The organism is Brumimicrobium sp., assembly GCA_023957385.1.
GTDB lineage: Bacteria > Bacteroidota > Bacteroidia > Flavobacteriales_D > Crocinitomicaceae > Brumimicrobium.
Genome location: JAMLGZ010000001.1, coordinates 466,050 through 487,475, shown reverse-complemented (window position 1 = coordinate 487,475; position 21,426 = coordinate 466,050). Strand labels below are relative to the sequence as shown.

16 protein-coding genes are annotated in these 21,426 nt (G+C 34.5%); 8 read left to right on the top strand and 8 right to left on the bottom strand.

Annotation, left to right across the window (positions count from 1 at the left end; genetic code table 11):
- From M9897_02130 to M9897_02120, 3 genes are all read left to right on the top strand, one after another.
- On the top strand, positions 1-2,727 hold the full coding sequence (locus tag M9897_02130; GenBank protein MCO5267676.1) for a gliding motility-associated C-terminal domain-containing protein: 2,727 nt from the start codon (positions 1-3) through the stop codon (positions 2,725-2,727).
- A 110-nt stretch (positions 2,728-2,837) separates the two neighbouring features.
- Positions 2,838-3,905, top strand: a complete 1,068-nt coding sequence (gene pdxA, locus M9897_02125) for a 4-hydroxythreonine-4-phosphate dehydrogenase PdxA (protein ID MCO5267675.1) — start codon at positions 2,838-2,840, stop codon at positions 3,903-3,905.
- 68 nt (positions 3,906-3,973) lie between these two features.
- A complete protein-coding gene (locus tag M9897_02120) occupies positions 3,974-8,107 on the top strand; it encodes a GEVED domain-containing protein (GenBank protein ID MCO5267674.1) in 4,134 nt (1,377 codons plus the stop codon).
- A gap of 58 nt (positions 8,108-8,165) precedes the next feature.
- Here the strand turns inward: M9897_02120 and M9897_02115 are convergent, their stop codons facing one another.
- From M9897_02115 to M9897_02090, 6 genes are all read right to left on the bottom strand, one after another.
- Positions 8,166-9,326, bottom strand: a complete 1,161-nt coding sequence (locus M9897_02115) for a hypothetical protein (protein ID MCO5267673.1) — start codon at positions 9,324-9,326, stop codon at positions 8,166-8,168.
- 1 nt (position 9,327) lies between these two features.
- Positions 9,328-10,749, bottom strand: coding sequence for an MBOAT family protein (locus tag M9897_02110; protein ID MCO5267672.1), 1,422 nt, complete (start codon positions 10,747-10,749; stop codon positions 9,328-9,330).
- 51 nt (positions 10,750-10,800) lie between these two features.
- A complete protein-coding gene (locus tag M9897_02105; protein ID MCO5267671.1) occupies positions 10,801-11,856 on the bottom strand; it encodes a gliding motility-associated C-terminal domain-containing protein in 1,056 nt (351 codons plus the stop codon).
- A complete protein-coding gene (locus M9897_02100) occupies positions 11,846-12,382 on the bottom strand; it encodes an RNA polymerase sigma factor (protein MCO5267670.1) in 537 nt (178 codons plus the stop codon). Before M9897_02100 ends, M9897_02105 begins: the two co-directional genes overlap by 11 nt.
- 115 nt (positions 12,383-12,497) lie before the next feature.
- Positions 12,498-13,250 carry a response regulator gene (locus M9897_02095; protein MCO5267669.1) on the bottom strand — a complete coding sequence of 251 codons (753 nt, stop codon included), beginning with the start codon at positions 13,248-13,250 and terminating at the stop codon, positions 12,498-12,500.
- 194 nt (positions 13,251-13,444) lie between these two features.
- Positions 13,445-13,606, bottom strand: a complete 162-nt coding sequence (locus M9897_02090) for a hypothetical protein (protein ID MCO5267668.1) — start codon at positions 13,604-13,606, stop codon at positions 13,445-13,447.
- A gap of 66 nt (positions 13,607-13,672) precedes the next feature.
- Between M9897_02090 and fumC the strand changes: the two genes are divergently transcribed.
- The 3 genes from fumC (at position 13,673) to M9897_02075 (ending at position 16,896) form a co-directional block, all read left to right on the top strand.
- A complete protein-coding gene (fumC, locus tag M9897_02085; protein ID MCO5267667.1) occupies positions 13,673-15,070 on the top strand; it encodes a class II fumarate hydratase in 1,398 nt (465 codons plus the stop codon).
- A 71-nt stretch (positions 15,071-15,141) separates the two neighbouring features.
- The gene (locus M9897_02080; GenBank protein ID MCO5267666.1) at positions 15,142-16,005 is read left to right on the top strand and encodes a ChaN family lipoprotein; all 864 of its coding nucleotides are present in this window, start codon (positions 15,142-15,144) and stop codon (positions 16,003-16,005) included.
- Positions 16,006-16,896, top strand: a complete 891-nt coding sequence (locus M9897_02075; GenBank protein MCO5267665.1) for an LD-carboxypeptidase — start codon at positions 16,006-16,008, stop codon at positions 16,894-16,896.
- Positions 16,897-16,901: 5 nt separating this feature from the next.
- Here M9897_02075 and M9897_02070 read toward each other — a convergent pair whose 3' ends face one another.
- Positions 16,902-18,125, bottom strand: coding sequence for a sensor histidine kinase (locus tag M9897_02070; GenBank protein MCO5267664.1), 1,224 nt, complete (start codon positions 18,123-18,125; stop codon positions 16,902-16,904).
- 82 nt (positions 18,126-18,207) lie between these two features.
- Positions 18,208-19,416 (bottom strand): hypothetical protein, encoded by a 1,209-nt coding sequence (locus M9897_02065; GenBank protein ID MCO5267663.1) that lies wholly within the window; start codon positions 19,414-19,416, stop codon positions 18,208-18,210.
- Between the two features lie 143 nt (positions 19,417-19,559).
- On the opposite strand from M9897_02065, the gene M9897_02060 reads away from it, so the two are divergent.
- A complete protein-coding gene (locus M9897_02060; protein ID MCO5267662.1) occupies positions 19,560-20,681 on the top strand; it encodes a hypothetical protein in 1,122 nt (373 codons plus the stop codon).
- Positions 20,682-20,736: 55 nt separating this feature from the next.
- Positions 20,737-21,411: an MgtC/SapB family protein gene (locus M9897_02055; protein MCO5267661.1), complete on the top strand. Its 675-nt coding sequence runs from the start codon at positions 20,737-20,739 to the stop codon at positions 21,409-21,411.
- The last annotated feature ends 15 nt before the right edge of the window (positions 21,412-21,426 follow it).

The following is a 21,426-nucleotide window of genomic DNA, read 5'->3' as shown; positions in this document are numbered from 1 at the left end:
ATGAAAAAGATCACGAGTTTAATTATTGGATTACTTTCTACCTCTGTACTATTTTCTCAATTTAGTATAACAGGTCCTAGTTATCCACCTAATAGCCCTGTAACTTGTTCATCCAATACGGACGTTGGTATTGCTAATTTCTATGATGATGGCGGTGCAGGTGGAAATTATAGCCCAAATGCAAATCAAACATTCACTATTTGTCCGGATATTCCAAATGGAACACCAAAGATTCGTGCTGCTTTTGGTGGTATGGGATTATCATGGGATGTGGATCCAAGTGATACTCTTTATATCTATGATGGTCCAGATGCTACATATCCATTAATCGGTGCTTATAATAATGCTACCGACCCTTCTGGTTTTGGAGTAGTTGCATCATGGCAAAATCCAACAGGATGTTTAACCTTTGTATTTCATTCAGATGGTGCAAATCAAGCAACAGGTTGGGCTGCTAATTTAGCATGTTTCTCACCTCCACAACCAATTGAGATGCATATTGAAGGATATATCAATGGACAAGGAAGTAATGCTATGAATCCATTAGACACGGGATATGTAGATATTTGTCAAGGTGATTCCGTGCTTTTAGTAGCTAATCCAAATTTCCCGTATTCTCTTCAAAACAATGGAATGGGGTATTCACAAACTCAATCAAACGTTTCTTACTTTTGGGAGTTTAGTGATGGTTCGGTTGCCAATACACAACAAGTTTGGTTTAAACCACAAGATGCTTCAGGATATTTTGTAAGTTTAATGATTACAGATTCCTATCCGCATAACACATCTTCTAAATGCAAAATTCGAGTAAGTACTACACCTAGCTTTACAGGCTCTGGCCCTTTAGATCCTGTTGTTTGTTTTAAAGCTCATACTGATTTAATGGGGGGGGTTACTCCTTCTGATACCGTAGGGGTTCAAGTGCCAGGAAATGCATTCCAAATTGGTGGGGAATACGCTGGTTTAACATTTTTACCCGATGGTTCAAATGCCGAATATACAACAGATATTCACATGAGTGGATTTCCTGCTGGTTCTACTCTCACAAATGCTGGAGATATTGTAAGCATGTGTGTAAATATGGAACACAGTTATTTAGGTGACCTTGAAATGTGGTTAGTTTGTCCAAATGGAACAGCTGTAACTATCTTTAATTCCTATACCACTGGATCAATTCCAGGTGGTTTTGGTGGGGGTAACCGATTTTTAGGTGAACCTATTGACGATTCAGGAGGTGGTGGCCCAGGTAATGGGTATGACTATTGCTTCTCTTCAGTGAATAACAATTGGGGATCATTTGCAGCAACCTTTACAACGAATACTATTCCTACTCCTCCAACAGCTCCCTCTCCTGGACAAACCATGAATCCAAACGGGGTTTATGCTCCAGAAGACTCATTTAGTGGTTTTGCAGGATGCCCATTAAATGGTAACTGGACTTTACACGTAAAGGATAACTGGTCTATAGATGATGGATATATATTTAGTTGGGGTATTGTTTTTGATCCTTCTTTATACCCTGATAATGAAACATATCAAAATACAATCACTGATTCATATTGGACGCCAGATCCAACTATTATTTCTGGATTATCAGGAGATACTAATATCGTAGTACAACCAAGTTTACCAGGAACATATAGTTATACATTCAACGTTACAGATAACTTTGGTTGTCATTATGATACAACAGTACAGCTAATCGTATTAGATACATTAATTAATGTAAATACAACAGATATTTCTATTTATTGCTTTACTGACTCTGCTAAGGTTTGGTCAAGTGCAACAGGAACTGTTCCTCCTTTTACTTTCTTATGGGACAATGGAACGGCAAGCGATACAGCATATTACGAAGCTTTACAAAATGGTACATATGACCATTATATAACAGTAACCGATGGTTGTGGATTCCAATATATAGATACAGCAACTATTATAGTCAATCAAACTCTCGCAATAGACACAATGATTCAGAATCCAGCAGATTGTGGATTAGATAATGGTTGGGTATCTGGCTCTGCTACAGGTGCAACAGGTACGGTTCATTATAATTGGACAGGACCAGGTGAAAACAATCCTAATAATACATCGGCTTCTGTATGGCAAGACAAACCTTCAGGATGGTATTATTTTACAATTACTGATGCTGTATGTTCTGCTTTTGATAGTATTTTTATAGAGCAACTTCCTCCACCGCAAGCTGATTTCACTCCAACGCCACAGCAGGGTCCAGCACCTCTAAATGTTACATTTACAAATACATCTGGTGCAGCTGATAGTTATGACTGGGATTTTGGAAATAGTTCAGGAATTACTGTAAACAATCAAGATGACCAACACATGACTTATACTCAGGATGGGGAATATACGGTGACATTAACCACACATTCAGGAGGATGTTCCGATCAAATCTCAAAGATAATATATGTTTATTTACCTCTTACATATACCACTCCTAACGTTTTTACTCCTAATGGAGATGGAGATAATGATGGATTTACAATCAATCTAGAGAATGCTGAGAGCCTAGAGATTGTGATTGTGAACAGATGGGGTAATCCAGTCTTTGAAAGTGATGATGTGAACTTTGTTTGGAATGGAAAAGTTAATAATACTGGAGTAGCTTGTACAGAAGGAACGTATTTCTTTAAATTCAAAGCAACTGGTTCAGGGGATCAAGTAGTTGAAGACCATGGATTCGTTCACCTTATTAGAGAAAAATAACAAAATATCACGATAAGGAAAGGGAACTTCGGTTCCCTTTTTTTATTCAAAATGAATAGACATACATGTAAATCTACAGCATTTATTATTTTTGCATAAAATAAAGAAAAGTGGCAGAACATCTAAAAAGTGAAAAACAAACAATCAGAGTTGGGATTTCGATTGGTGACATCAATGGCATAGGTCCTGAAGTCACCATAAAAGCACTTCGTAATCCGGAAATACTTATAGATTGTACACCCGTAATTTATGCATCATCTAAATTGATTTCTTTTCATAAAAAAGCGATTGAAGATGACTTATTTACTTTTCATGGTATCGAAAATGCCTCAGAAATCCAAGATAAAAAGGTAAATATTATAAATTGCTGGAAAGATGCTGCAAATATAGAATTAGGAAAAGCAACTGAAGAAGGAGGGAAATATGCCTTTTTATCACTAGAGAAAGCCACACAAGATTTAGCTGCTGGGAAAATTGACGTACTAGTTACGGCTCCTATCTCCAAAGAGACAATCCATAGAGCAGGATTTAAATTTCCGGGACATACTGAATATTTAGCTGATCTATCTGGGCAAAAAGAAGCTCTTATGCTTATGGTTGCTGGTGATCTAAGAGTAGCACTTGTGACTTCACATGTCTCACTCAAAGAAGCCATTAATCAAATCTCTGAAGAAAAGATATTAAACAAAATAAAAGAATTTGAAAAGAGTCTAAAGAAAGATTTTGGAATAGTCCGCCCTAAAATTGCTGTATTAGGGTTAAATCCACACGCTGGAGAGAAAGGAGAAATGGGAAAAGAAGAAATTGAAATTATATCTCCTGCCATTCAGAAAGCAATGAATGAAGGAATCATAACTTTCGGCCCCTATCCTGCTGATGGATTCTTCGGAAGCAGGCAATTCAAAAATTTTGATGGCGTATTATCTATGTATCACGACCAAGGCTTAACAGGTTTTAAAGCAATAGCATTTAATGAAGGTGTAAATTTTACAGCAGGGTTACCAATAGTCAGAACCTCTCCTGATCACGGAACTGCCTTTGATATTGCAGGGAAAGATGTTGCTGACGAACAATCGATGCGAAGTGCAATTTACCTAGCAATCGATATATTTAGAACACGAAATTTCATCAAAGAAATTAGTAAAAATCCACTTCAGCTTTCCAATAATAAGGAATAATAGACTCATATTCATTTGATGGAAAAATTATTTATTCTAAATTTGTACTTTCATTAAAATAATATTTTATGCAAGGATTTAAATTAAGCCCTCATAAGAATAATCGGCTAAAATTATTCTTATTTATGACATTATCCTTAGTTGGATTTAATGTCAATGCACAAACTTATTGTACTCCTACGTATTCTTCTGGATGTAGTGGTGGAGACGATATTAACCTTGTATCTCTTCAAGGGGCAAGCATTACTTTAAACAACCCAAGTGGATGTTCTACAGGTAGTTATATGGATAATACCGGTGGAAGTCTAGATGTACCTGATCTTGTTCCTGGTCTTTCTTATGACTTAACTGTAGGTACAGGATATTCTTCGCCACAATTTGAAGAGGTTAGAGCGTGGATTGACTATGATGATGATGGTACTTTTGATTCCTCTGAAGAAATAGCAAACACTAATGGACTAGGAATGAACAGCAATACAGAGACTTTTAATTTTACTGTTCCTGTAACAGCTATACCTGGTGTTCATAGAATGCGAGTTAGATTAGTATATGGTGGATACGATATTGATCCTTGTATATCAGAAACTTGGGGGGAAACTGAAGATTATGATATAGAAGTTTTAGCACTTTCTGCTTGTTCTGGCACTCCTAGTGCAGGAACCGTTGTTGGTCCTTCAACTTTTAGCGTTTGTGCAGATAAAGCATTTACCATTAATATGAGTGGTTTTACCATTGGAAATGGTATCACTTACCAGTGGGAGGGACATGAAGTAGGAAGTTCGCTTCCTTGGCAAAATGCAGCATCATCACCTAATTTAAATTATCCTGCAGGGGGTTTCCAAAACGATTTAGAATTTAGATTGATTGTTACTTGTAATGGAATTGATTCTGACACCTCAGATATTATAACTGTTACAGTAAAACCCGCAAATGAGTGTTATTGTGAACCATCTGTTTCTTATTCAGGTTCATACTTAGAAACAATTACCACAAATGGAGCATTAACAGACATAAACTATTCTACATCTTCTTATCCTTTGGGATCCTATGCAGATGAAACTGCACAAAGTTTTCTTTCTTATCCAACTCAAACATTTGATTTAAGTTCAAATTATTTAAATAATGACCAATTTACTTTTAAAGTCTGGGTGGATTGGGATATGGATGGTCAATTTGATGATGATTTTTCTACCGAATTGATGGCACAACAAAATGGAGATATGCTTCAAACTGTTTCCATCACAATACCTGCTGGAGTTGCTCCAGGTAACTACAGAATGCGCGTTAGAGGTACATGGGATTGGGATGGTTCTTACGATTTTGATGCATGCGAGGAAGTAGATGAGGGATCTACCGTAGATTTTACGCTAACAATAGATGCACTTATACCTTGTTCCGGAACTCCTGATGCTGGAACTATCAGTGGTCCATTAACATTTGGTAACTGTCTTGATGAGCCATTTAATATCAATGTTACTGGATTCACTTTTGGGGATGGTATTACATATCAGTGGGAAGCACGTGAGTTAGGTGGAACATGGACAGCTGTTCCTGCACCAGTTGGTAACCAACCAAATTTACAATATCCTGCTGGTGGATTTACAGATACTATGGAATTTAGACTAATTGTATCTTGTAATAATACAGATTTTGATACTACAGATGTTGTTACTGTTACATTAAACGCTGTTACAGATTGTTATTGTGTACCTACTGGACTAATTATGAGTGATGACGATATTGTAAACTTTACACTTGAGAGTATTAATAATACTTCAGTAAGTAGTGTGCATATTACTGCAAATGGATATAGTGATTATACTGGCATTGTTGCACCTGCTCAACTTATTCCCATGTTATCTTATACAGCTTCTCTATCTTCAGGTTCTGGAAGTGGAGCTCATGGAGCTGCTATATGGATAGACTATAATGATAATGGTTCATTCGAAGCCTCTGAGATGGTTGCTTCCATTGCTAATACTATTCAAGCAAACTCTACAGTTAACTTCCCTCAGTTTATCGCGTCAAACATTCCAGGAATTCATAGATTAAGAGTACAATATACATATTATGAAGATGGAAATAATTTAGATCCTTGTTTTGTTGACGGTATCTATAGTGAAACAGAAGATTACTTAGTAGAAATTATGGCATTGATAGACTGTGCTGGTGTTCCAGATGCAGGAATTATTGATGGTCCTCTAACATTTGGTAATTGTGAAAACCAACCATTTGATATTACAGTAAGTGGTTTTACTATTGGAAATGGAATTACCTATCAATGGCAAGGTCGTGAATTAAATGGTACTTGGGCAGATATACCTGGTATGAATATGCCAAATCTTAACTACCCAGCTGGTGCATTTACTGACACATTAGAATTACGATTAATTGTAGTTTGTACTATGAGTGGTGATAGCGATACATCAGATGTTGTTACTGTTAATCTAAAACCTTATAACGAATGTTATTGTACACCTGGTGGAACTGGACCTAGTTATTATATTAATGACTTCTCTACTACTGGAGGAGTACAAAACATTAGCAATCTAGGAACTGGATTTTCTCCTAATGGATATGGTGATTACACCGCAACAGATACCGTAACACAAGTTCGAACTGTCGATGTTACATTTACAGCAAACTATACCTCATCATCTAGCTTCGGAACAAGAGTTTGGGTAGATTGGAATCAGGATGGACAATTTGATGCAAGTGAAGCTGTATATACTTCTACAAGTTATAATTCAGTAGGACAGCCTGTAGTAGGTACTTTCACCGTTCCAAATACTGCCGTTCTTGGTGCAACTAGAATGAGAATTGGAATTCATTGGTTAAATGATAGTGGACCAGAACCGTGTGAAGTAACTCAATATACTGAATTTGAAGATTATACATTCGTTGTATTGCCATTAGACGACTGTACTGGAACTCCTATTGCTGGAACAGCTTCAGACATAGACATCTGTGCACACGAAGATTTCACACTAGCAACAGTAGGTGCATCTAGCCCTGCTAATGGATTAGAATTCCAATGGCAGTCTTCTACAAATGGAACAAGTTGGTCTAATATAACAGGAGCTAACTGGTATACTTATGACGTGGCTGGTGGTATTACTTCAGAAACATATTACCGTTTAATCATTGGTTGTGATTTAACATCAACAGCTGACACTTCTAATGTAATAACAGTTTCTATAAAGCCAGCTAATGAGTGTTATTGTACCCCTCCTCCTGCTTCTATAGGTGGATTGTATTGGATTGATAATGTTTCTACAACTGGTGGGGATATTAACATCAGTAATCTAGGAACTGGAATTGAACCAAATGAATACGGTGATTATACAAATATGGTAGTAGAAGTTCCAATTGATTCAACTTTCCAAATTAATGTTGATGCACAAAGTGGTGCTTCTCCTGGAATTAGTATTTGGATTGACTGGGATCAAAGTGGTAGTTTTGAAGCAAGTGAAGAAGTATTCTCTTCGAATACTGGTACATCTTCTTCTTTAAACAGCTATTCTGCTAGCATTACAGTTCCTTCAAATGCAATTCTTGGTACTACAAGAATACGTATTCGTAACTATATAAATAGAACGCCTTGTGATGTTTTATCTTATGGTGAGGTTGAGGATTATACCCTAAACGTTATTCTAGGAACTGACCCTTGCTTAGATAGTTTAGGAGCAGGTATTGCTGTATCTAACTTTACAGTATGTAGAAATGAGCCGTTTGATTTATTTGATGCACTTACACCTGGAAGCTTTGTAACAGATGGTACATGGGTAGATTTTAATAACCAAACGCTTACAAATACCTCAGTTATAGCTAGTAACATCCCTGGAAGTTATAATTATACTTACACAGTTGAATACCAAACTTGTGCAGATAATGTTACATTAGTTGAGGTTATAGTAGATGGTACTTGTGATTACAATTCATTGGATGTTGAAGAGTTCGCAAATATTATAGTATATCCAAACCCGACAACTAATATACTAAACATAGAAAATACATCAACAGCTGCTGATCTTAAAGCAGAATTGCTAGATATCAACGGTCGTATAGTATTAGTTGAGAATAAAATCTTTAACAATGCAAATACAGCTAAATTAGACATTCAACATATAGAGAAAGGTATTTATACCCTACGAATCTCTAATATGGATGGTCAAAGAGTCTTTAAGATTGTAAAGCAATAGTAAAGTCAAAGTAAAGTATATAAAATAGGCTACCCGATGGGTAGCCTATTTTTTTTATTTATTCAGGAAAATACTGTTGATATAGTTGATCTATAAAACCGAAAGCAAATTTATGCAAGTTTCCATCTGTACAAATAAGCAAAACTGCTTGATTAGATTCTACCCGTGCTTTCATATCAATATCCTGAACACGAGTTTCTTTTTCATAACTTTCTGGGTAAATCATTTCATTATAATACCAGAAATCGCTATTATTAAATACATCTCTAGACATTCCCCAATTAAATAAACCCCAATAAAAGCTATCAGAAACAACCAAAACGTTTGCCTTTTCTTTATTTTTATCTTGCGAACGCACAACCAGACCAAAAGAAGGATATGCCAAATTAAATTCTGAAAAATTATTTAGCAAAAGATTTAATCCTTCTCGGATATCATTATCACGCTCTCTTATTTCACCATCTGAAATAACTTTTGTAATTTCTAATGATGGAATTTGATAATTTGGAAGCAGCTGTTGCATATATTTGATAAGTGAATCTCCAGACAAAACTTCACCATAATAGCTCCAATGAATTCCTCCTTTAGAAAATAGAGGGTAAGGAGTTCTTCCTTTCATACTTAAAAACCAGTTTTGAAAATCTAATAAATGTATGCCCGTGCTATGAAATGCATCGCGATAAGATTCATAATTATTTCTCTTTATAGGTGCAGAGTTGTATTTATCAGGGAAATAATTTGAGTAAAATGTTCCTTTCCCTGGCGCAAGTAAAACAACCAACTCAATGTTTTTTGTTTTTAATGTATCACTAATTCTTCTCAGCTTTCGGACTTTATCCTGTATAATATCTTCACCCAAATAATCCATTCCAAGATAAGCTTCTATATATGCTCTTTCATATAAATAATCCTCTTTCCCTACAATTACTCCCTGTGCATGAGTATCATTATATAGAAAATATTGTTGTTGATTATATAAGCGGATAAGAAGTGGATAAAAACCAATCGATTCTTTAATCTGATTCTCCTTAAGTGATTGATACTTTCCATCCATCCAATCCATCCATCCAAAACCAGGAGCAACTGGAGCCTCTATTGCGCCCGATAACGGCTTCAATTCAAATAAAGTGAGTTTCTTTTGGAGCAAAGGCAAGCACAAAACAAGCAAGAAAACCTCGAGTAGAAAATATTTATAATATGTTGGCCATTCCTTCTTCATATTAAAAACGGAAATAAATAAATGGATTAAAGCCAGATGAAGTAATAGCACTCACACTTAGTATAAGCAATACAATTGACAATATCATGAATAACGTATTAGCTTTTAAAGAGTAATTTTCCTTTTCATAAAAGAAAACGACTAATTTTTTCCCAATAGGTGAAACAGCAATAAAAGCAAATAGGAATGCTATAACAAGAATAGTTTTAAATTCCATCGAAGACTCATAGCTACTCGTTTCAAAATTAAATAACCCTTTAAAGTACAAAACAATATCTTCCATTTTTTCCAAACGAAAGATTACCCAGCCAAACATAACAATTATAAAAGTGAAGAGAATAGAGAATATGCTCCCTAATTTATTCAGTATTTTTATAAGAAATAATCTATCTAATATAAGGAATAACCCATGAAAGGCGCCCCAAAGTACAAAATTCCAAGCAGCACCATGCCACAAACCAGAAAGAATAAAAACAAGCCATAGATTAAAAAACAATCTAGATTTTGATTTTACGCGATTCCCTCCGAGTGGAATGTATAGATAATCACGCATAAAATTTCCTAAGGTAATATGCCATCTACGCCAAAATTCACTAATATTTTTTGAGATATAAGGAGAGTTAAAATTCTCAGGAAAATGGAATCCCATCATTTTAGCTAATCCAATTGCCATATCGGAATATCCTGAAAAATCAAAATAGATTTGAAAAGTATATGCCAGCATACCGGCCCACGCTTCTTTTGCATGGAGGTTAATTAAATCTCCGTCAAAGATTGCATCAGCCTGTTCAGCCATTACATTGGCAATTAAAGCCTTCTTTGCTAAGCCAATACAAAAACGATACACTCCTATCAGTTTATCATCTAATTTTTCTTCTCTATAAGGTAACTGATCAGCAACAGCAGTATAACGAACAATTGGTCCTGCAATCATTTGCGGAAAAGATGTCACAAACACCAAATACTGTAACACGCTTTTAGCAGGAGCATGAATCTTTCGATATACATCAATAGAATAAGTTAGTGCTTGAAATGTAAAGAACGAGATCCCTATAGGAAGTACAACTTTAGTCCACGTAATTGCATGAAATCCAATATGCATCAATAAGTTATTGAAATTGTCCACAAAGAAATTAGCGTATTTAAAGTAAGCTAAAAGCCCAAGATTTGTTGTAATAGATAACATTAAGAGAAGTCGTTTCCTACGCTCATTGGTTTGATTGTGCATAAACTGTACGACATAAAAATCGAAGATTGTAAAGCCTACTACTACAAAAACATAATATGGTGCTCCCCAACTATAAAAAAGAAGACTAAATAACAGGATAACAATGTTCTTGTAACTTACATTTTTTGAAAAATGATAGAAAATCAAGAATATCGGCAGAAAATAGAAAATAAACAGGCTACTGCTAAATACCATTTTGTATTAGAAATTGACACAAATTTAAGAAAATGTGCAAGGAAAAAACAATTATCGCATTATTTCTAAACGCTGATATTTATTGATAGTATTGCCAGCATTATCTTTAGCTACAATAATGTAGATATACGTACCTGCTTTTACCGGATTACCAGATAAATCAGTTCCATCCCATTTAAAATCGGGATCGTTTGACGTAAATACAACCTTTTGCGTTTGATCCATTACCGTAATTTGGAAGCTCTCAATGTTCTTATAAGAAATAAAGAACTCATCATTCTTACCATCACCATTTGGTGTAAAGATGTTAGGTAAGTTGGTAATTTCTCCGTGAAGTACAATTTTAACAAGTGTTTCTTTGACTACTTTTTGATTGCCATTTTGAACAGTCAATCTTACTTGATAATTTCCTGAATTTTCGTAGAAATGGTCTGGATTAACAGCGTGTTCGAATCTACCATCTCCAAAATCCCATATCACTTCAGCTTGACTTGGTAAGTTCTGAATAGAAAACTTTACAAACTGATTATTTTGACTGTAAACAACCTCTACGTCTTCCCATGAATCTACTTCTGTAATAGTAGAAGTTGACTTATTCTCTTTACTTCCCTCTTTAGTTGTCGGGTTAGTTTCTTGAGAAGAAACAGGAGTATTTGATACTTTCTCAAATGGTAAGGCAACATCATTTTTTACATAATTATCTTCAACAACTGTTACGGAAGAGGTAATTTCCATATCTGGAGTTGATTTATGAGAAGTTTGTGTATCAGAAGTTAGTTTAGTTTGGTCACTATTATCACCTGAAGATACTGTTTCGTGTTTTGTTTCTGTCGTTACCTGCTCTGGCTTTATTTCTTGTTGTTCTACAGGGTGCTTTTCAAAGTTTCGAGTATTATTCACCATAATAACACCAGTAGTAATTGCAGCAATAGAGATTATACCAATGATAGTTTTACCAATAACACCAATAGAAGTTCCCACTCTAGAAGCAGTTCCTCCAATTTGGATTCCTGCTTGGATCCCTTTCCACAATTCAGGATTTACCTTTGCATGATAATTTCCTAATTCTTTTTGGAACAATTCTTCTATGTTATCTCTATCTTTCAATATTTAATTTTTCTAATACTTCTCGTAAAGCGGCTTTAGCTCGTGAATACTGAGATTTTGATGTGTTCTCTGAGATATTAAGTCTATCTGCGATTTCCTTGTGACTATATCCTTCAATTGCATACATGTTAAAAACAATCCTATAACCGTCAGGCAATTGCTGAACTAAATTCATCAAAATTTCGGCTTGTAATGTTCCTTCGACTTCATTCTCTTGGACAATTTCTATGAAAGAATCATCTAATTCGATATTAAACTTATCTTTTTTGTCCTTACGAATTTGATCTAAAGAGGTATTTACCATTATTCGCCGTATCCAACCTTCCAAAGAACCTTTACTTTCAAAAAGATGAAGATTATTAAAAACTTTAATAAATCCATCTTGTAAAACATCATCTGCTCTTTCCCGATCGTTGATGTATCGCAACACAACGCCCATCATGGTAGATGAAAAGCGATTGAATAATTCAAATTGCGCTTTATCATCTCCAGAGACACATTTTTTTACAAGATCCTCTTCATTCATTTTGTGTTCTATAGCTATAGACTAATTTATAAGAAGAAAGGTTGCACACACCATGAAAAAAAAATAGAATGGCAGGACTTCATTCGTTAAAAGAAAATATACAAATAGGTAAGAATCAGATTGTATTAATCTTTTCCATCAAAATATCCTTATAGGAACCACCAATTGGGATTAGTTTTTTATCATCTTCCATTTGAAGATTTGGATATTCTATAGAGGCAATTTTATCAATTCTAACAATAAAGGAGCGATGAACGCGTATAAAATCGATTTCTCCTAATTTATCCTCAATTCCTTTCATTGTAGAGTGAATGGTATATCGTTTATCCTGTGTATTAATTACCACATAATCTTTCAAAGCTTCAACAAAATAGATATCCTTCTTATTTAGTTTTACCAATTTAAAATTAGATTTTACAAAGATATTTTCATTGGAATCCTGATTTTCTACTAAGGAATATAATAAATCGCGTTCTTTTTTAATTTCTTTCTCTTTTTGATTCTTATATAAAGCCATTTCGATTGATGTATGCAAATCTATTTCTTTAAAAGGCTTTATAATATATCCATAAGGTTCTGTTATTTTTGCTTTTGATAATGTAGCGTCATCGGCATAAGCAGTTAGAAAGATTACAGGAATATGATGTTCTCTTTTAATAACTTCTGCTGCTTCTATCCCATTCATATCTCCTTTTAACATAATATCCATCAACACGATATCGGGATGTTCTTCTGCAGCCAATTCTATTGCGCGTTCTCCAGTAGCAGATGCCCCAGCAATAATATACCCCAATCTCTTTAAACTTTGTTGAATATCCTTTGAGACAATGGATTCGTCTTCAACTACTAAAACCTTAATTTTTGACATAGTATAAGATTAATAGTCCAAATATATCAAAATCTTCTATATTTTAATATATTTCTTCAACGAAAATAAAATTTTCTTCGATAAACAGAAATTATTCAAAATAAAATCCCGCTCAAAGAACGGGAATAATACAATAAACGAAAATCATAAAACAACTTGTGCCTTATGATTTTAATATATTAATTTTAGAAAAATTATTTCTCTTTAATTTCTTCGTCAAAAACCTTTTTAGGTCTTAACAACTCTTTAGTGCCAATGGTAATCCAATAAGGCAATATAAATCCCATAAGAAAAAGAAGTAACCAAAATGCCATTCCAGCAATTAAAAGAAACATAACTATACCGAAAATACTCATGATATATTATTTTTGTGTTTTATTCGTGTGGTAAAAGTATAAAATTATTTAATAAAAAAAATAAAAATGGAATATAGAATTGAAAAAGACACCATCGGAGAGGTAAAAGTACCTGCTGATAAGTATTGGGGAGCACAAACAGAACGCTCTAGAAACAATTTTAAAATCGGTCCACATGCCTCTATGCCAATGGAGATTATCTACGGATTTGCATATTTGAAGAAGGCTGCTGCTATAGCCAATTGTGAGCTAGGGGTGTTAGAGGTAGAGAAAAGAGATTTAATTGGAAAAGTATGTGATGAAATCTTGGAAGGAAAATTAGATGATCAATTTCCATTAGTTATCTGGCAGACTGGTTCAGGAACACAGTCAAATATGAACGTTAACGAGGTAATCGCTAATCGTGCCCACGTAATCTTAGGAAACAAATTAGGAGAAGGTGAAAAGTTTTTGAAGCCAAATGACGATGTAAATAAATCTCAATCTTCTAATGATACTTTCCCAACAGGAATGCATATTGCTATTTATAAGAAAGTTGCAGAAACAACAATCCCTGGAGTACAGTATCTAAGAGATACTTTAGACAAAAAATCAAAAGCATTCATGGATGTAGTTAAAATTGGTCGAACTCACCTAATGGATGCGACTCCACTTACACTAGGGCAAGAATTTTCTGGTTATGTTGCACAATTAGATCACGGTATAGCTGCTCTTAAAAATACACTTTCTCACTTATCAGAACTAGCATTAGGAGGAACAGCAGTTGGAACAGGACTTAACACTCCAAAAGGATATGCTGAATTGGTAGCTCAACGAATTGCAGAATTAACTGGACTTCCATTTATAACTGCAAAAAATAAATTTGAAGCTTTAGCTGCTCATGATGCCTTAGTAGAAACTCATGGTGCATTAAAACAATTAGCTGTTTCTCTAAATAAAATTGCAAATGATATACGTATGATGGCATCAGGTCCTCGTTCTGGAATTGGTGAAATTATCATTCCTGCGAATGAACCTGGTTCATCTATTATGCCTGGAAAGGTAAATCCTACTCAATCTGAGGCTATGACTATGGTAGCAGCTCAGGTTATGGGTAACGATGTTGCTGTTACAATTGGAGGAACTCAAGGTCATTACGAATTAAACGTCTTTAAACCTGTTATGGCTGCAAATCTATTGGAATCTGCACAATTAATTGGTGATGCTTGTGTTTCTTTCACTGACCATTGTGCAGCAGGAATTGAGCCTAATCATGAACGAATTAACTATTTAGTAAATAATTCATTGATGCTGGTAACTGCATTGAATACAAAGATTGGTTATTATAAAGCTGCTGAGATTGCTAACAATGCACATGAGAAAGGGATTTCTTTAAAAGAATCTGCCTTATCACTTGGTTATGTAACAGAAGAGCAATATGACGAATGGGTTATTCCTTCTAAAATGATTGGAAGTATCAATTAATACATCCAACAAATAAGTTTTAAAACCACATGTGTTATCTCATGTGGTTTTTTTATTACTTTTATCTCAAGATGAAATACGTATTAGCAGTTATTATGTTTTTTTACTTCTCTTCCTCTTGGGGTCAAGAGATTCGCCCTTTTGAGATATATAACTCAAAAGGAAAGAAGGTTAAAACTGCTTCCTTTCTAAAGAAAACTACTCAAGGAGATATCGTACTTTTTGGGGAGCTACATAATAATCCAATTGCTCATTGGTTTGAACTAATATTGGCAGAGCATCTCTACAAGAATGGGAGTCTAAACATGGGTGCTGAAATGTTTGAAAGTGATCAGCAAATCGTTTTAAATCGTTTTTTATTAGATGAAATCACAGCTAAAGAGATGGATTCATTAATAAAACTCTGGTCAAATTACGATACAGACTATCGCCCTCTTGTTGAGTTTGCTAAAGACCATAAGATACCCTTTATTGCCACAAATATCCCACGAAAATACGCCTCTCAGGTATATAGAGAAGGGTTGGAAGCCTTAGAAAGTGATTTAACTCCTGAAGAAAAACAATTAGTAGCCCCACTTCCTATTCAATATGATCCAGAGCTTCCTGGGTATAAAGCTATGTTAAATATGTTTGGTGATGCGGCACATGCCAATCCTAATTTTCCAAAAGCACAAGCGATTAAGGATGCTACGATGGCTCATTTTATTTATACGCAATGGATAAAAGACAAAGTGCCTTTTCTCCATTTTAATGGGGAATATCATAGCAAAAACTATGAAGGAATATATTGGTATTTAAAGCAACTGAATTCCAATTTAAAAATTGTTACAATCTCAACAATTGAACAAGAAAACATTAAACAACTTGAGAAAGAGAATCGGTATCGTGCCGATTGGATTATTGTTGTAGACCAACGAATGACTAAAACTTACTAAATGTTACCCAAATTCTTACAACCTGGAGATAAAATAGTGCTCATTGCACCTGCTAAAGCGATAGAAGCAGAATATATTGATTATGCTATCCAACTTATTGAAGCGAATGGTTTTGAAGTTATTTTAGGTAAACATTGCAGAGGGCGACATAATTATTTCTCTGGCACTGTTACAGAACGTGCTGAAGATTTGCAATGGGCGATTAACCATCCTGAAGCAAAAGCAATTTTATGTGCCAGAGGCGGGTATGGTTGCATACATATTGTCGATAAGGTAGATTGGAGTACTTTTGATAAAAATCCAAAATGGTTAGTGGGATTTTCTGATGTCACTGTATTCCATCAGTTTCTATCTCAACGAGGAACTGCCTCTATGCATGCTACTATGCCTTTAAATTTTAAAGAAAACTCGGAACAGGCAATTCATTCTCTACTTGGAAGCTTGAAAGGTGAATTTCCTTCCTACACATGGGAGACCACACAAAATAATCAGGAAGGAATTTGCTTGGGAGAAATTGTAGGCGGGAATCTTACTGTTTTAACGGGATTGATTGGTACTCCTTATCAACCTGATTACTCTAATAAGATTCTATTTATGGAGGATGTAGGAGAATATTTATATGCAATTGACAGGAGTCTTTATCAACTTAAAAATGCTGGAGTCTTTAATAAAATCAACGGTCTCATAGTAGGAAATTTCTCACAAGTAAAAGATACAGAAGTGCCATTTGGATCCACCTTATATGAAATTATTTTATCCCATTTTAAAGGAATGAATATACCTATTGCATTTGATTACCCTGGTGGGCATTTAGATGATAATCGAGCTGTTCCTATGGGAGTAAAGGCTCAACTGGAAGTAGGTGCTAAAACGGCTAGTTTATTCTTTTAAGGAAATCATTCTCCAAATTCAAATTCATATTGAGTTCCTTTTTCATTTATGACACGTCTATATTTACCATTCAATTGTTCCGTAAATATGTCAATTAATTGTAAACCAAATGACTTATCAGTTCCTTCTTTCCACACCCCATTATCTAGATAGTTTAGAGAGAAATATTCTGGGCCGCTTCCCTTTTTGATATCAATAACTATTCTATAATCTCCCTCCAGACTAAAATTAAAGGCATGTTTTAAGGAATTCGACAATAGTTCATTAACAATCAATCCAAAAGGAACCATTTTATCAATATCAATACTTTTAAAATCTGAATGAACCTCATAGCGAACCTTACTTTGCTCTCCACTCACTTGTAATAAATCGGCCAATAAGGTTTTTAAATAATCTTCTAAATCAATATCTACCATAGATTCCTTTTGATAGATCTTTTGGTGTATAAGAGACATGGATAGCACTCTATTTATAGTATCTTGAAATGCAATCTTTGCTTCCTGCGATTTAAATTCAGAAGACTGAATACGAAGTAAACTAATAATAACCTGAAGATTATTTTTAACACGATGATGGACTTCTTGAAGGAGGATTATATTTTCATTGTTTTTCTTTTCTACTCGTTCATTTTCCTCTTTCAGCTTCAGATAAGCATCTCTAGCTTCTTTAAAAGCATGGGTATTCACTGAATGATAACTGAACATAGTATAACCGATAATACTAAGACCTAATGATATTTGGGCAATGGATGTTAGTTTATCAAACAAAGACATTTGTTGTATCCCAACATATTCAATAGGTGTATATGTAAAATAATAAATACTAAAAGCGGTAGCTGTCAAGACTAAGTATAAGGTGCCCCAAAAACTTCCAGCTGTAAAATAAGTACAAATAACAACCATCATCATCCAAATAAATGCTTGAACATTTAACTCTGGATTCCCGAGGGTAAACATGAATTGAACAGCAATTAAAAAAACAGAAGAAAAGAAGAGAAGAGTGATTAATCTATATTTTTCAGGTCTCTTCCACAAAAAATAAATAATAAGTATATCACTTATTAAGGAAATAAGGAAATATAGAAATTGATCTTGTGCAATAAAAATATGGCTTACTGTAAAAGGAGTTGTTAACATAATACTAAAAACCATCAAGCGCCAAATAAAGAGAAACTTGGCTTGTTCCCGATAGTCATCAAATGATATATTTGGATTTAGTATTTTCATCATTGTTAATCAGTCATTTAGTAAATATATAAAAATTAAAGAGCCGTCCAAAATTTGGACGGCTCTTTTTAAAAAATTAGATATCTTATTTCTTATACTTCTGTTTAAGCTTAATTAGACTTTGTTGAATCTTATTATCTTGCACATCCAATTTCAATTCAGAAGCCTTGATTTTATCGTATTGTTCTTGTGCTTTTGTAGCATCAATTTTTCCTTTTTCAACTTTCTGATCTAAACTTGCCTTTTGAGCAGCAATTTTCTCACGTGATTTCTTCACTTTATCTTGCTGGTCAGATAATTTCTGTAAAGACGCTTTGTATTTAGCTTCTGCCTTTGCTGCTTTCTCAGCTTCTTTAGCAGCTTTCTCAGCTTCTTTTTTAGCCTTTTCTGCTTCTTTAGCGGCTTTCTTCTCCTCCTTTGCCTTTTCAGCAGCTACTTTAGCGGCCTCTTTCTCTGCTTTTGCTTGAGCCTTTGCTTGAGCTTCAGCTTCTTTAGCAGCCTTAGCAGCATCTTGTTCTGCTTTTTTTGCATCTTTAGCAGCTTGTGCTTCAGCCTTCTCTTTTGCTTTAGCGGCAGCCTCTTCAGCTTGTTGTTTTTCTAAATCAGCTAATTTTTGCTCACGAGCTTTATCTTCTTCAGATCTTTTTTGGCTATCATCTGTAGCTAATTTCTGCTCTAATGCTTTAGATTCTTCCGCATGTTTTTTTGCTTCTTCAGCTTTTGCATCTGCAGCGGAACGAGCTTCTTCAGCTTTTTTCTGAGCTTCTTCCTTATTTTGAGTATGTGTTTCTGCTTCCTTAGCTGCTTTTTCTGCTTCTGCTTTAGATTTCTCAGCTTGTTCGTTTAATTTATCAACTTTATCTTGGCTTTGTTGGTTTATCTCGTCTAATCTACTTGATATCTCAGAGGTAATTGTGCCTGTACCTTTCACCATAGAAAAAGTATATTTACTACCAGTTCTCAAAATTAAACCTGTCATAATTTGAGTTTGATATCCTTCTTTCTTAAGTTGAAGTTCTACTGGAGAATTATCATAATTATTAGCTGTTAAGGTAATAGCTCCCTTAATATTAGAGGTAGACTCAGCTAAAACACTTCCATCCTTAATAATAGAAGCGGTTACTCCATCTAGAGGATTTCCTAAATACTCAATTTTTAAAGATATACTAACATTTTCACCATCTTGTGTATTCTCAACTGTATTCCCGAAAGAAATATTTATCGGTGTTGCAAAAGAAGAAAAGGTCATCCCTAAAAATAATGCCCCAATGATTAGTTTGTTTCTATTTTTCATTTCTTAAATTTTTCTACAGCAAATTTAGAAAATTTAAGCAAATTACCACTCTTTTTTTAGAGTGAAATCAGTTAGAAGAAGTTTTTCTAACAAAAAGAAAAATTTCTCATGATATAAAATCGAAAAATAGCTACCTTTAGCTCATGCAATTTAAGGAGATTATTGGAAATAAACTTTTAAAAGAAAAGTTGATTACTGATGTTTGTTCAGGTAAAATTCCGCATGCACACCTTTTTGTAGGAGATATGGGATTTGGAGGTACCTCAATGGCTCTCGCCTTCATTCAATATATACTGTGTGAAAATAAAGGAGAACATGATAGTTGTGGCGAATGTAATAATTGTAAAAAAGTTCAGCAACTCGAGCATCCCGATGTACATTTTTCTTTCCCTACAGTTCAAGCTGAGTCAAAAACATCGGATCCACAGTTCCCTCAATGGAAGAACATGATATTGTCGGCACCTAATTCCTCCTTAAATAACTGGATTACACTCTCAGACGATAAAGGGAGAAAACCTGTTATTTCAGTTTCTCAGAGTGCCGAGATTATTAAAAAATTGACCCTTAAATCCTTTATGGGAGGACATAGGGTGAGTGTTATTTGGTTTGCAGAAGAAATGAATACAGCTTGTGCCAATAAACTTCTTAAAATCATCGAAGAACCTCCTAGTGATACTATATTCATTCTGTTGGCAGAATCTGAAGAAACCATACTCCCAACTATCTTAAGCAGAACACAAATAGCTCGCATAAAACCAATCCAAGAAGAAGAGATTGTTTCTTATTTACAAACTAAGGGAAACTACGATATTGAATTATTGAGAAGTATCGCCGCAGGTTCAGAAGGCAACTTAACATTAGCCGAAGAATTACTCAAAACAGATGATGGTTCGGGAAATAGTAATTTTAATCGTTTTGTGGAGTTGATGCGTGTTTCATACAAGAAACAAGTTATTCCTATGTTAAATTGGGCTGAGGGAATGTCAACTCTTGGACGTGAGGAGCAAAAACAATTTTTAAGATATGCTTTGTATATGGTACGTCAGAGTATTATGAAAAATTACAATCCTACTCAAGAAACTTTTTCTTCAAAAGAGGAGGAAGATTTTCTAGCAAATTTTGCTCGTTTTATATCTGGAAATAATGTGCTAGACTTTAATAAATTATTCAATGATGCCCACTATAATGTAGAGCGAAATGCTCACGGAAAATTACTCTTCACAAATATTTCTTTTGAAATCATGCGCTTTATTCATAAAGCATAATTTGGGATTTCTCTTATAACATCGTAATTTAGTACTAACATAAGATTTAACTAAGATGATGATCAGCTGGGAAATAATTTTATTACGTTTGGGATTGGCAGCCCTATTAGGTGCAATTATCGGTTTAGAAAGAGAACGAAAGCACTGGGCTGCAGGACTGCGAACACACATGATGGTATGTTTGGGCTCATCTCTCATCTTTATAGTTTCCAGTTATGGTTTCTTTGATGTTATTAGTAACCCATCAATCACATTGGATCCCTCTAGGATAGCCGCACAAGTTGTCAGTGGGATTGGTTTTCTTGGAGCTGGAACAATTATCTTTCTAAGATCGGGCTTAATTCGAGGACTAACAACTGCTTCGGGGTTGTGGACCGTTGCAGCGATTGGCTTAGCTGTGGGCGCAGGGCTATATTTTGCCGCAATCGCTACTACTCTTATTGCTATTGTTATTTTATTTATGCTTCAACCTATTGAAAAGAAATTTTCACAACTCTTTATGCAAAAATATATCAAAATAATAATCGAGCCCAATCAAAACCCAGCAGAATTAATGAATAAGTTAATGGTGCATAAAGAACTTCCCATATCTAATTTTAATTTTATTAAAACTGATACAGAAATTACAATTGAGGTGAGATTTCAAGAATTTCATTTAGATAATATTTTACCCATCTTAATGGAAATTCAAAAAGAAGAAGGTATCCGGGAGATAAATTGGAATAAATAAAAAAACTGCGCTCCA